10 protein-coding genes are annotated in these 13,138 nt (G+C 63.0%); 5 read left to right on the forward strand and 5 right to left on the reverse strand.

The window, feature by feature from the left end:
* Together JG739_RS24810 and hutC are read left to right on the forward strand one after the other, a co-directional pair.
* The gene (locus tag JG739_RS24810; RefSeq protein ID WP_202363811.1) at nt 1-1,002 is read left to right on the forward strand and encodes a zinc-dependent alcohol dehydrogenase; all 1,002 of its coding nucleotides are present in this window, start codon (nt 1-3) and stop codon (nt 1,000-1,002) included.
* Nucleotides 999-1,730, forward strand: coding sequence for a histidine utilization repressor (gene hutC, locus JG739_RS24815; RefSeq protein ID WP_202363812.1), 732 nt, complete (start codon nt 999-1,001; stop codon nt 1,728-1,730). The genes JG739_RS24810 and hutC overlap by 4 nt, the downstream gene beginning before the upstream one ends.
* 180 nt (nt 1,731-1,910) lie before the next feature.
* On the opposite strand, the gene JG739_RS24820 is transcribed toward hutC, so the two are convergent.
* From JG739_RS24820 to JG739_RS24830, 3 genes are all read right to left on the reverse strand, one after another.
* Nucleotides 1,911-3,260, reverse strand: coding sequence for an SLC13 family permease (locus tag JG739_RS24820; RefSeq protein ID WP_202363813.1), 1,350 nt, complete (start codon nt 3,258-3,260; stop codon nt 1,911-1,913).
* A 112-nt stretch (nt 3,261-3,372) separates the two neighbouring features.
* Nucleotides 3,373-4,893, reverse strand: a complete 1,521-nt coding sequence (locus tag JG739_RS24825; RefSeq protein ID WP_202363814.1) for a malonate--CoA ligase — start codon at nt 4,891-4,893, stop codon at nt 3,373-3,375.
* Nucleotides 4,894-4,915: 22 nt separating this feature from the next.
* The gene (locus JG739_RS24830) at nt 4,916-6,310 is read right to left on the reverse strand and encodes a malonyl-CoA decarboxylase (protein WP_202363815.1); all 1,395 of its coding nucleotides are present in this window, start codon (nt 6,308-6,310) and stop codon (nt 4,916-4,918) included.
* Between the two features lie 205 nt (nt 6,311-6,515).
* Between JG739_RS24830 and JG739_RS24835 the strand changes: the two genes are divergently transcribed.
* The 3 genes from JG739_RS24835 to JG739_RS24845 all read left to right on the forward strand — a co-directional run bounded on the left by JG739_RS24835 (nt 6,516) and on the right by JG739_RS24845 (nt 10,175).
* Nucleotides 6,516-7,166: a GntR family transcriptional regulator gene (locus JG739_RS24835; protein WP_202367625.1), complete on the forward strand. Its 651-nt coding sequence runs from the start codon at nt 6,516-6,518 to the stop codon at nt 7,164-7,166.
* 357 nt (nt 7,167-7,523) lie between these two features.
* The gene (locus tag JG739_RS24840; protein ID WP_202363816.1) at nt 7,524-7,997 is read left to right on the forward strand and encodes a hypothetical protein; all 474 of its coding nucleotides are present in this window, start codon (nt 7,524-7,526) and stop codon (nt 7,995-7,997) included.
* A 102-nt stretch (nt 7,998-8,099) separates the two neighbouring features.
* Nucleotides 8,100-10,175: a sigma-54-dependent Fis family transcriptional regulator gene (locus JG739_RS24845; protein WP_202363817.1), complete on the forward strand. Its 2,076-nt coding sequence runs from the start codon at nt 8,100-8,102 to the stop codon at nt 10,173-10,175.
* 189 nt (nt 10,176-10,364) lie between these two features.
* Here JG739_RS24845 and JG739_RS24850 read toward each other — a convergent pair whose 3' ends face one another.
* Both JG739_RS24850 and groEL read right to left on the reverse strand, forming a co-directional pair.
* Nucleotides 10,365-11,408, reverse strand: a complete 1,044-nt coding sequence (locus tag JG739_RS24850) for an NAD(P)-dependent alcohol dehydrogenase (RefSeq protein ID WP_202363818.1) — start codon at nt 11,406-11,408, stop codon at nt 10,365-10,367.
* Nucleotides 11,409-11,446: 38 nt separating this feature from the next.
* Nucleotides 11,447-13,078: a molecular chaperone GroEL gene (gene groEL, locus JG739_RS24855; RefSeq protein ID WP_202363819.1), complete on the reverse strand. Its 1,632-nt coding sequence runs from the start codon at nt 13,076-13,078 to the stop codon at nt 11,447-11,449.
* Nucleotides 13,079-13,138 lie beyond the last annotated feature (60 nt).

Here is a 13,138-nt window from a genome sequence, read left to right on the forward strand (position 1 = left end):
ATGAAGGCGGCCAGACTCCATGCGGCGGGCGATTTGCGGGTCGAGGATGTGCCATCTCCCGGCGAACCAGCGCCTGGCTGGGTGCGGCTCAAGGTGACGGCCGCCGGCATTTGCGGCTCCGACCTCCACAACTTCCGCACCGGTCAGTGGATCAGCCGCGCGCCGAGCGTCGCCGGGCATGAGTTCGCCGGCGAGGTGACCGCCGTGGGGGCCGGCGTGTCCCAGTTTGCGCTCGGAGACCGGGTCGTGGCCGATTCGCGCTTCTGGTGCGGCGAATGTCCTGCCTGCCGGGCCGGCCTGCATAATGTTTGTGCCAGGCTGGGCTTTGTAGGCGAGGTCTGCGACGGCGGCTTCGCGGAAGAAACGCAGCTGCCGGCGCGGCTGCTTGTGCGTCACGACGCCACGCTCGATCCCGCGATCGCCGCCATGGCGGAGCCGCTGGCGGTCGCCCTGCACGCTGTGCGGCAGCTGGCGGCGCCGGCCGCAGCGCCGGTGCTGATCGCTGGTTGCGGCCCGATCGGCGGATTGGCGGCGCTGCTCCTGTCGCGGCCGGGCGAGAGACAGGTCCTCGTCGCCGACCGCAATGCGGCGCGTGCGCAGCTTGTGGCCAAGGTCAGCGGCGCGACCGTCGTCGACCTCGACGCCCCGCCCCGTGATCCTGGCTTGCGCCATGCCATCGACGCGACGGGCAGCGTGGCGGTGATGGCGCGGCTGCTCGATGTCTTGGCTGGCGGCGGCACGCTGGCGCTGGTCGGCATTTCGCATGGCCGCCTCGACCTCGACCCCAACTTCCTGGTCGAGCGCGAGATCGCGCTTGTCGGCTGCCACGCCTTCACCGACGAGCTTGCGCCGGCCGTCGCGATGCTTGGCGATCTCGCGCCCGCGCTGTCGCGCTTCGTGGCTGAGGAGATCGCGATCGGCGAGATTCCCGCCGCCTACCAGCGCCTGATCGCCGGCGCGAGCGGCGGGTTGAAGACCATCGTCCGAATGGAGAGAGGATGATCAGGCTTCCCGAATCCGCCGGACCTCTCTACGAAAAGGTCAAGGACTACGTGCTCGGCAATATCGGCAGCGGCAACTGGCCGAAGGACCGCAGGCTGCCTTCCGAAAACGAGCTGGTCAGCACGCTCGGCGTCTCGAGGATGACGGTGCACCGGGCGCTGAGGGAACTGACCTCGGAAGGCCACCTGCTGCGCATCCAGGGCGTAGGCACCTTTGTGGCGCCGCCGAAACCGCAATCGGCCCTCATCGAAATCAGGAACATCGCCGGCGAGATCGCCGCGCGCGGCGCGCGCCACAGGGCCGAGGTCATCGTCCTCGAGAAGATCCGCAATCCGGCGCTGGACCTCGTCGTCGCCTTCGAGTTCACGCGCCGGAGGCCAGTCGCCCATTCGATCATCGTGCATTTCGAAGACGATGTGCCGGTCCAGCTCGAGGAACGCTTTGTCAATCCGGCGCTCGCACCCGACTACCATCGGCAGAATTTCGTGGCGACCACCACCTACGACTATTTGCAGCGGGCGACGCCGCTGACGGAAGTGGAGCATGTGATCTCGGCCATCGCAGCAGAAGAGACGGCGGCCCGCCATTTGATGATCCGACCCGGCGACCCCTGCCTGCTCCTGCATCGGCGGACCTGGTCGGGCGCGGCGGTCGCCACCGTCAACAAGCTCACCTATGTCGGCAGCCGCTATTCGCTGGGCAGCCGCTACGCGCCCTCACCCGCATGAGCAGCGACGGCCGCCAGGCAGGGCGGGCGGCGCTGTCGGCCCAACGGCTGCCTTGATAGGGAATCCGTTCTGCCTGCGCCGTCGTTTTCTCGTTGGCGCCGACCAGATCAGGTTCGGGTCAAGCCTGGCCGCCGGTCAAGTCGCACCGGAGCGGCCAGACTGTGGAAAGCGGCCGACCGTTCAAACCAACCCGGGGACGACGAAAACCAGCCAGGCGATGACAGGACCGATGATCGCGATAAGCGCGCTGTAGATCAGCAACGTCTTCAGCACGCCGTCGCGCTCTGCTTCCTGTGCATTGGCAACGACCAGCGCGCCGTTGGTCGAAAATGGACTGGTGTCAACGATGGTGGTGGAGATCGCGATCGCGGCAACCACGCCTATGGCACTGATCTGTCCCTGCAGGAGGAAGGGCACGGCCAGCGGAATGATGGCTCCCAGCAATGCCGTGGACGAGGCGAATGCCGATACAATGGCTCCGGTGAAGCAGAGGAGGAGTGCGACCAGCAGCGGCATGCCCAGGCTCGAAATGCCTTGGGCGACGTAGTCGATCGTGCCGATCTTCTCCATGAGGCCGACATAGGTGATGATGCCGGCGATCAGGAGCACCGTCGACCAGCTGACCTTGTCGATCGCCGCCTTTTGAGTCTTCGGCGAGAGCAGCGCCAGCGCGACAGCGACAGTAATCGCAACCAGGCCGACATTGAACTTGAAGACAAGCGCGCCGACCGCGAGCGCGGTCAGGCCGATCAATGTCGTCAACCTCTCCGTAGTCAGGCCGGAAAGCGCCGACATATTTTTCGTCTGCTCCTCAAAGACGTGATGGCTGATCGGAGTAGCCAGCGTGCCGCCGTGGCCGACGATTGACTGCGTCACGCCCTCAGGGTGGAGGTCAGGCAGCGGTCCCGACGCGACCGAATACTTGCGCAGCACCTTCGAGCCGCCGAAGACGAAGAAGACGAGGACGGCGATGGCCAGGTTGAAGAAGAAGCTGGAGAGAAACAGCGATGTCGGCGCGAACGGCAGCCCCGCCTTTTCGACGATCTGATTGGTGATGCCGCCATAGACGCTGATCGGCGAAAAGCCGCCCGCCTGTGCACCGTGAATAACCATCAATCCCATCATGACCGGATTGATGCGGTACTGGAACGCAAAACCCAGCGCCACCGGGGCCAGGATGGCGACCGCTGCAGGTCCGAGCGCACCGAAGCCGGTGATGACGGCGGCGACCAGGAACATGACCCAGGGAGTCCACGCCACATGTCCGCGCACCAGTTTGACCGCGCCCTCGACCAGCCAATCGATAGTGCCGTTGATCTGGGCGATGGCGAACAGGTAGGTAATGCCGACCAGTGTCAGGAAGAGGTCGCTCGGGAAGCCAGCAAATATTACCGCCGGCTTCATGGCCATGACGAGCGAGCCGACCAGAAAGGCGCACGCGAAGGCGAGCGCGCCCATGTTGATCGGCTGCATGGTGGCGATCACGAACATGCCGACCAGCAGCGCAATCGACAAAATCTGGATGTTCATAGCTTCCTCCCTTCGGGAAACGCCCACAGGCGCCCGTTCTCATTTCCATCGGTAGTGGATCAGCCTGCGTTGGTCTCGCTCCCAAGCACCAATGCAGGGTCGTCGGCGCCTCCTAGGAGGCAGGCATGTAAAGGCTTTTGAACCGGTCGCGCAGAAGGTTCTTCTGCACCTTTCCCATGGTGTTGCGCGGAAGGTCCTCGGCGAAGATCACCCGTTTCGGCTGCTTGTAGCGCGCGAGGCGGTCGCGCAGCGCGTTGAGCACGGCCTTTTCGTCCATTGCGGCACCGGGCTTGAGCACCACGATGGCCGTCACCCCCTCGCCGAAATCCGGGTGTGCAATGCCGATGACCGCGCTCTCGGCGACACCGTCGAGTTGATCGATCTCACCCTCGACTTCTTTCGGGTAGATGTTGTAGCCGCCGGAGATCACCAGGTCCTTGTCGCGGCCGACGATGTGGAGATAGCCCGCCTCATCGATCTTGCCGAGGTCGCCGCTGATGAAATAGCCGTCCTTTGTGAATTCCGCCGCCGTCTTTTCAGGCATCCGCCAATAACCCGTGAAAACGTTCGGGCCCTTGATCTCGATCATGCCGGTTTTGCCTGGTTCGAGCGTCTCGCCCGTGGCCGGATCGGTGACCCTCACCGACACGCCCGGGAGTGGGAAACCCACCGTCCCTGCCCTTCGCTCGCCGTCATAGGGGTTTGAGGTGTTCATGTTGGTTTCGGTCATGCCGTAGCGTTCGAGAATGGCGTGACCGGTGCGCTGCTTGAATGCGGCGTGCGTTTCAGCGAGCAGCGGCGCCGAGCCGGAGATGAACAGCCTGATATTGGCGACCGTCTCCCGGTTCAGGCCCTCATGCTGAAGCAACCGGACATAGAAGGTCGGCACGCCCATCATCAGCGTCGCCCGCGGCATCAGAGAAAGGATTTCCTCAGGCTCGAACTTTGGGAGCAGAAACATCGACGCGCCGGCGATGAGCGTGACATTGGTCGCCACGAAGAGCCCATGCGTGTGAAAAATCGGCAGTGCGTGGATCAGCCGGTCGGCTGCAGTCACCCGCCAGCATTCGCGCAGTGCCATTGCATTGGACAAGAGGTTGTCGTGCGTCAGCATTGCGCCCTTGGAACGGCCGGTGGTCCCAGATGTGTACAGGATCGCGGCGAGATCGTCGGGCGCGCGCGCCGCGTCGAGAAAATCGGCAGGCTCGTCCCGGGCCAACTGCATGAGCGACCCGGCGCCGTCCGCATCGAGCGTTTCGACAATCGCGCCGTAGCCGTGCGCGATCCTCTCGACATCAGTTCGCGACTTCGAGGAGACGATGACGAGCCGCGGTTCGGCGTCACCGATGAAATAGTCGAGTTCAGCCAGCGTATAAGCGGTATTCAGCGGCAGATAGATCGCCCCGCAGCGCACGCATGCGAGATAGAGCATCAGAGCCTGCGGGCTCTTGTCCACCTGGACCGCGACGCGGTCGCCAGGGCGAACGCCGAGCACATCAATTGCGCTGGCGATCTGTCCGGAGAGCCGCAGCGCATCTGCATAGGTCCAACGCTGACCATCAATAGTCTCGATGAAAATCGACTCGCCTGACTTGGCGGATGCTCGCATGGCGTCGAACAGGTGATTGCTCATTGAACTCCTCCCAATCTGCTTATCAGGTTTTCTGCATTTCGGTGCGGCGTCGACGAACCTGGGCGCCGATACTGGTGTCGGTCGAAGCGGTTGCCGCCAGTTTTCTCACCTCCGGCGAAGCAGCGATCTCGCCATGTTGCGCCAAGGCTTCGTGGTTCGCCTCGATGTCGTCCAACTTGTAAAAGTAGTTGACCATCAAGCCGTGGGACTGCCGCATCGCCTTGGCGGAGCGATCGGCGAGGAAGTTCAGCCGTTCAAGGCGAGCGCCGTTGCCCAAATGAAAACGCGCCACAGGATCCACCGGCCGTCTGCCGGTGGCCCGTTCCCTGACGAAATAGCGTGCGGCGAGCGGGAGGAGCACAGCTTCAACGAGCCGTGCCTTCTGCGGATTGTCCGCCCAGCTCGGATCGTCCAGCAGTTCGAGTGTCTTGAGAGCCTGATCATCGAGGCTGGCATCGGCCGCCTTGCGCAGTCTTGCCAGCCAGCCAGCGAAACCCGGAACCGGCGACAGCGTCACGAAGGTCTTCAAGCCCGGCAGGTCGCGGCGCAAATCCTCCACCACCTGCTTGATGAGAAAGTTCCCGAAAGAGATGCCACGCAGTCCGTCCTGGCAGTTGGATATCGAATAGAAGACAGCGGTGGTGGCGTCCTGCGCCGTGATCGGCGAACGGTTTACATCGAGCACATCATCGATGGCAGAAGGAATCGTCTTGGTCAGCGCAACCTCAACGAAGATCAGCGGATCGTCTGCGAGCCGCGGGTGGAAGAACGCAAAGCACCGGCGGTCGGCTGGAGCAAGCCTCCGCCGCAGTTCCTCCCAGCCGGCGATTTCGTGCACAGCCTCGTATCTGATGATCTTCTCCAGGATGTCGGCCGGCGTCGACCAGTCGATCGGACGCAGGGTCAGAAAACCGCGGTTGAACCATGAGCCGAACAGGTGGGCGAAGTCGGCATCGACGGCGCGAAACGGTTCCGTCGCATCCTTCATGGCTAACAGGCGCTCGCGCATCTCCACCAGCCTTGCCGTGCCTTTGGGGGCCAGGTTCAGTCTGCGCACCAGTTCCTGGCGACGCGGCTCGGCGGCCTGGTGCAGTTCGATGACGGCGTCCGAACTCCTGTCGCTGCGGTAGCGCTCGATGGCTTTGTCAAGCTTGGCGATGTCTGGGCCGAACTGTTCGTGCAGCATACGCACGAAGTCTTGCCGACCGGCAGCGTCCAGTTGGGCCCAACGCTGAAGGACCTCGGCGGCCAATGCCATGCCCGAGGCTTCGCCCCGGCTCGACAACAGCATATCGCAGAGTGTTTCGATATTGGTCTCGGCCTGGACCGGCTCGCTGCGCGCCCCTGCCGCGAGCAGCCTGCGGCCGCGATCGGTAATGCTTTGCACCATATCGCTGAAGAACGAGATGCCTGCCATGTCGGAGTCCCTCCTGGCGAAATCGAAAGCGACGCAAGCAGACCCCCGCCAGACCTCCGCGTGATCTCGACGCGTTTTGGTGCTCGGATGCGTCCAGCCATTTGTGTGCGACTTGCCTTTTGTGGTATTGTTCTTAGACACCATTGTACGCAAAGTCAACAATCTTGCATACAAGATTTATCATATTGCATTAGAAGGCCCAGAAATGTCAGAAAATGTCGTTCAGCGCCTACGTGACGAGATTGAAAACGGCATCATCACGAACGACTTCGCCCCCGGTGCACGACTGGACGAGGTGCAATTGGCAACACGCTTCGGCGTCTCGCGAACGCCGGTGCGCGAGGCGCTGATGCAGTTGAACGCAATCGGGCTGGTGGAGATCCGGCCGCGCCGGGGTGCCGTGGTGATCGATCCGGGACCGCACCGCATTTTCGAAATGTTCGAAGTGATGGCGGAACTTGAAGGTTTAGCCGGTTCACTGGCCGCGCGGCGGTTCACCGATGCCGATCGAACAGCCATCCTGGCTGCGCATGCAGATTGCGAGCGTTCGTCTTCGGCCGGCAACAGCGACGCCTACTATTACGATAACGAGCGCTTTCACAAAGCTATCTACGCTGCCAGCCACAGTGGTTTTCTGGCCGAACAGTGCGTCGCACTGCATCGCCGCCTGCAGCCCTACAGGCGTCTGCAACTGCGCGTGCGCAACCGCGTTGCCACGTCGTTCGCCGAGCATGGCGCGATCGTGGAAGCAATCCTCGCCGGCGACGCGGAGCAGGCGCGCACGCTGCTGCGCCAGCATGTCAGCATCCAGGGCGAACGCTTCAGCGATCTTGTAGCGACGCTGGCGAGCAGATAGTCCGTCGCAAATCGAGCCTCTCGCCTTTCACCGCCGCCTCAATGAGCCAAGCCGCAGCATGCCGAGACCGGCATGGCAGCGGACGTACATATGAGCAAGCGGGCGTTCGCCCCGTTCGGCGTGGTGATCGACTGTAGAAGCGAGGCCTAGCCGAAGGCGTCTGCGAAAGCGTGGACGTGCGCGACAGGCAACAACGTCCGATATCGGAAATCCCATGTAGCAGCCGCCTGCTACCAGCGACTCGAATTTTAGCGCTATGCGATATGAATGGCGAACTTCACCGAGGCGGTGTAGAGTTCACCTCAAAGAAGAAATGAGCCGTATCAACGGCAACGCTGAGCGAATCTGGGAGGATTCATGGTCGAGATTATCTCCAAGCGGGATGGCCCGCGGCGCGAGGACGTACAAGTCAAAAGACTGATCGAGCAGAACCACTCGACCATCGTTCGCCTTGCCGACCAGATCAGCGGTGGCGGCTATTCAGCTTCGAGGAAGCCACGCCAGCAACCGAAGGCGGAAGGCCTGATCATCCATGTTCGCGGCAGCACGGCGCCTGTGGCCGAAGCCAAGCCGTCCATCCAGGTCACCGTGAACGGCCGCGTGGTCTCGAAGGATCAGAACACGGGGCGCCAGCTTCATCATATCGGCGATATCCGCGACCGGAGTGGGGAGCAGATCTTCGTCCTGGCAACGAAGCAAAATGGCTTTTTCTCGCCGGTCGACGAAACCGTCGCCGAGGCGCTTGCTGACCTGGACGGATCCCGCCTCGCCGCCACCTACACTGAAGAACAGCTTGCCGCCGACATCGGCGCGAAACTCGGCATCAACTGACCGTGCAGACGCCTGGGCGTGCTTGTGCACGTCCAATCCGTGGCAGCATACGAAAGCGACAGTATACAGAAATGGCATGCCTCAAGGTTCTGTGATGACTGAATGAAACGCGAGATAGGCCCCAATCAGATGAAGATCGATGCCCTTCCAGCGCGTGCGTCGCTGGCCGCGGGGCAGATGGTTCTGGGCAACATCGATTATGACGAGCGCGCTACCATGCGCGCCTGGGAAAATTTCCTGGCCGACGAGCCCAAATCTGCTCGCGATGTGATCCACCCAAGCCCCGTCCGCTCCCTCATTCACGATTCCTGGTATCGCAGCGCCACCGGCGGCATCAACGCTCAAGGTATTGAAGCGCCGCTGAGCAGCGATCGCGACGAGATCGAATATCTGACCCAGGCCAACGCAGAACTGCTTTCGGCGGCGCGACGATCGTTCGCCTCCCTTGGCCAGTTGCTGGATGGGACAGGCGCGATGCTGGTTCTGGCCGACAGCGACGGCGTGCTGATCGACGCCATCGGCGACAAGAAGACATTGCATGACGGCATGGATATCCACCTTGCCATCGGTGGCAAATGGAACGAGGATGCCGTCGGAACCAACGGCATCGGCACGGCGCTATGGACCGGCGAGCCGACTTTCGTCCATGCGGCCGAGCATTTCTGCGCCGGCATCAAATCCTGGACCTGCGCTGGCGCACCGATCCGCGATCCGCTGGACGGCAAGATCATCGGTGTCGTCGACCTGTCAGGCTATTCGCCGATCTTCCGGCCGCACAACACCGCGCTCGTCGCCGCCACAGCCCGGCAGATCGAAAAGGCATTGGCCGAACAGCAGCAGGAACAGCGCACGCGCCTGCTCGAAGCCTTCATTTCCTCAGCCCCCAGCTACCGCCGAAAAGACGGGCTGGTGATCGTCGACCATCGCGGCCGCGCCATCTTCTGCAACAACGTGCCTGACGGCGAGACCACCGAAATGATGGACGGCCCGATGGAGCCTGGCCGTGGCCGCTGGCTGATGAACCTTCCGTCCTCCGGCTCCGAAGCCGACCTTGCCAAGGCGCTGCCGGCCCATCTGAGATCCTGCCATATCACACCGCTCAAGCTCGATGGCGACCTCCGCGGCGCGGCGCTGGTGTTCCCCTCCGTGCCGGCAGTCTCCAGTGCGGCGGTGGTCCGCGGGGAAGTGAACAAGCATCTTCAGGATGCTGTCGCCATGATCGTCGGCGAAAGCGAAGCGCTGCATGCCGCCATCGACGTCGCCTGCCGCGTCGCTCGGTCGAGCAGCGTAACATCGCTGTTGGTCGAAGGTGAAACAGGGGTCGGGAAAGAGCTGTTTGCGCGGCTTGTCCATGCCGGCAGCCGGCGCACGGCGAACGATCCGTTCATCGCCATGAATTGCGGGGCAATCACCAGGGACCTGTTCGGCAGCGAGTTGTTCGGCCATGTCGCCGGCGCCTTTACCGGCGCCTCGCGTGAAGGCAAACCGGGGGTTTTCGAGCTCGCCCATGGCGGCGTCCTCAGTCTCGACGAGATCGGCGAATTGCCGCTCGAGATCCAGCCGTTTCTGCTGCGTGTCCTGGAAGAGCGCGTGGTCAACCGCATTGGCGACAGCCGGGGCCGCCCGGTGGATGTGCGCCTGATCGCCTCGACCAATCGCGATCTCAAGCACGAAATTGACGCAGGCCGATTCCGCCGCGATCTCTACTATCGAGTTGGCGCAGTTTCGATCACTGTTCCACCGCTGCGCGAGCGCGGCGAGGATGTGCTGCTGCTGGTCGAACATTTCAACCGGCAGATCGCCACGGCAGCGGGCGAGGACCCGCTGGAATTTTCGCAAGAAGCGCTCGATGCCCTGCTCGCCTATCATTGGCCGGGCAATGTACGTGAACTGAAGAACCTCATCGGGCGGTTGCATGTCCTGGCGCGGAGCCGAGATATCGGGCTCCACGATCTCCCCGGTGAAATCGCGGCGCCCAGCGCCACGTCCGATGATGGTAAGACCCTGTCGGCCGAGTTGCCTGGAGGCACACTCGTCGAGGCGGAACGCCAGGCGATGAAGAACGCATTGGCAGCCGAGGGCGGCAATCTCAGTCGGGTCGCGCGGCGGCTCGGCATTTCCCGGCCGACGCTCTATCGCAAACTCGACCAATACGGCATCCGCCGCGGTTTCCTCTAGGATCAGAACCCGTCACCGGCACAAAGCGCCGCGCGGCATTCGCGCCACTGGCTGGGGAAAGTCATGCCAATGGTCAGCGAAATCACCACAGCAGCGCGGATCTTGGTGATGCCGCTTGGACCCTTTCTCTCCCTCTTCTAGATGTGACCGGACACCGCACCGGTCCGCGCGAAATCCGGTCCATATATTTCAGGGCACGATGACGCCGCGGCCGGTGAACCGCCGGTTCTTGAAATCGTCGAGGGCGGTGTTGATGCTGGCGAGATTGTATTCGGTGTAGTGCATCTTCACCTTGCCGTCGGCGTTGAGCTCCATCAGTTCGACAAGCTCGGTGAAATTGCCTACCAGGCTGCCGCCGATGTTGATCTCCTCTATGACCAGATGCGCGGTCGGCACGTTGATATTGCCGCCATAGCCGACGACGAACAGTTGCCCGCCCTTGCGCACCATCTTCCAGCAGATGTTCTCGACACCGAGTTCACCGACGAAGTCGATCACCACATGGGCGCCGCCGCCGGTGATCTGGCTGACCTCCTCGACGATGTTCGGCCCGCCATCAAGGACGTAGTCGGCGCCAAGATCCTTGGCCAGCACCTGTGCTGCCGGCTCGCGATCGACGGCGATGATGCGGCAGCCCGAGATCGCGTGCAATGATTGCAACGCGATATGGCCGAGCCCGCCAATGCCGAGCAGTACGCAGTAGCTCCCCGGCCGCAGCAGTTTGGCGGCGCGCCTGGCGGCGCGGTAGGCGGTGATGCCGGCATCGGCAAGCGGCGCCACTTCGATCGGCGTCACATTGGCATTCAGCTTGATCAGCGAGCGTTCGCTGGTGATGAAGTACTCGGCGAAGCCACCATTCATGCCAAGGCCAGGAAACTGGCCGTTGTCGCAGTACATGTCCTCGCCGTGCCGGCAGTTGAGGCAGATGCCGCACGAGCGGAAGGGATGGCAGATCACCGCGTCGCCGCGCTTCACCGATCTGACGCCGCTGCCGACCTCCTCGACCCAGCCGGCATTCTCGTGGCCCATGATGTAGGGCAACAGCGTGCCTTCGGGGTCCATGGTAGGCTTCCACACACCTTCTATGATGTGGAGATCGGTGCGGCACAGACCGGCAGCACCTACCCGCACGATCACCTCGTCCGGGGCGGTGATCGTCGGCGCCTTGACCTCCTCGATCCTGAGCTGGACGTTCATATGCGGATCGTATTCGTACAGTCTGGCGGCTTTCATCGTCGTATCCTTTCAACGTCGAGATTGTTCGGATTGCTTCAGGCGCGGCCGAGCTTTTCGGAGCCGCCACCGCGAGCTGGTCCGGCCGTCGGGTCCTCGTCTTCGGCGAGATGGCCGATCAGCGTTTCGGTGGTCAGGATCAGCGTCGCCACCGAAGCTGCGTTGGCGAGTGCTGTGTAGGTGACGCGGACCGGATCGATGATCCCTGCCTCGAACATGTCCTGGTAGCTGCCGGCAGACGCGTTGTAGCCGTAGCCGCCGTTGATGCGCGTGACTTCCGCCACGACTACCTCGGGATCGGCGCCGGCATTGGCGGCGATGCGCCAGAGCGGCCGCGACAGCACCGACCGCACCAAGCGCACGCCTTCGGCGACATCGCCGTCGACACCGGCCGCCATCTTATCGAGCAACGGGGCGATCTGGGCAAGCGCCGAGCCGCCGCCGGCGACCACGCCCTCTTCGGACGCGGCGCGCACCGCATTCAGCGAATCCTCGATGAGCTGAATGGTTCGCTTCTGCTCGACCGGCGTGACACCGCCGGCATAAAGGATCGCGGTGCCGCCCGAGAGCTTGGCCAGGCGTTCGCGCAGTTTGTCTTGGTCGATGTTCGGCGGCGAGGCTTCATACTGCCGCTGCACCTGGGCGCGGCGCGATGCGATTGCTGCATGATCGCCGCCGCCGCGAATGATCGAGGTGTAGGACGAACTGGTCTTTACCCTGTCAGCCGTTCCGAGATCGTCGACGGTGATGTCCTCCAGCCGGCCGCCGAGGTCGCGCGCGATCACCTTGCCACCGGTGATGATGGCCAGATCCTCCATCATCGCCTTGCGCCAATGGCCATATTCCGGGGGATGGACGACGAGGTATTTTCCAGGTCCCTGCTTGCCGAGCAGCGTCACCACAACTTCCGGCGACATTTCCTCGGACACGATCAGCAACGGCCGCCCGGCCTCGTTGGCGATGCGACGCACGTTCTCAAGCGCCTCGGGTTCCTTGATCTTGAGGTCGGTCATCAGGATGTAAGGCCGTTCGAGAACCGCCTCCATCTTCTCCTGGTCAGTCACCATGTGATGAGAAAGATAGCCGCGTTCGAAGGACATGCCCTCGACCACATCGAGCGTGGTCTCGGTGGTGACGCTGAAGTCTGTGGTGATGACGCCTTCGGCTCCAACGCGCTGATGGGCTTCCGCCACGAGTGCGCCAAGCTTGGCATCGGTAGCCGCGATATTGGCGACCGAAGCCAGGATGCCGTTCCCCTTTGCCGGCTTGGCCGAGGCCTTGAGCGCGGCCACCACCGCAGCAACGGCAAGGTCGATGCCCTTGCACAGGTCGACGGATTTCACGCCGCGTTCATTCGCCTCCACACCGCCCTGGATGAGAGCGTTGGCGAGCACGATGGCAGTCGTGGTACCGTCGCCGGCGACCTCGTTGGTTTGCATCGACACTTCGCGAACGACCTGCGCGCCCATGTTTTCGAAACGGTCGTGCAATTCGATCTCGGAGGCGATGCTGACACCGTCACGGGTCACCATCGGCGTGCCGATCGGCCGGTCGATCATGGCGTTCATGCCTTTGGGGCCGAGCGTCGGCTCGACGGCTGCGGCCAGCCGAAAGACGCCACGGGCGAGCGCGCGGCGGGCGTCGGAGTTGTGAAGCATTATTTTGGGCATGATTCCTCCTTCCGCCTTACGGGCGGGTTGTTGGTTAGGGGCCTCGTGCGAGGGAGGCCG

The organism is Mesorhizobium sp. L-2-11 (genome assembly GCF_016756595.1).
Lineage (GTDB): Bacteria > Pseudomonadota > Alphaproteobacteria > Rhizobiales > Rhizobiaceae > Mesorhizobium.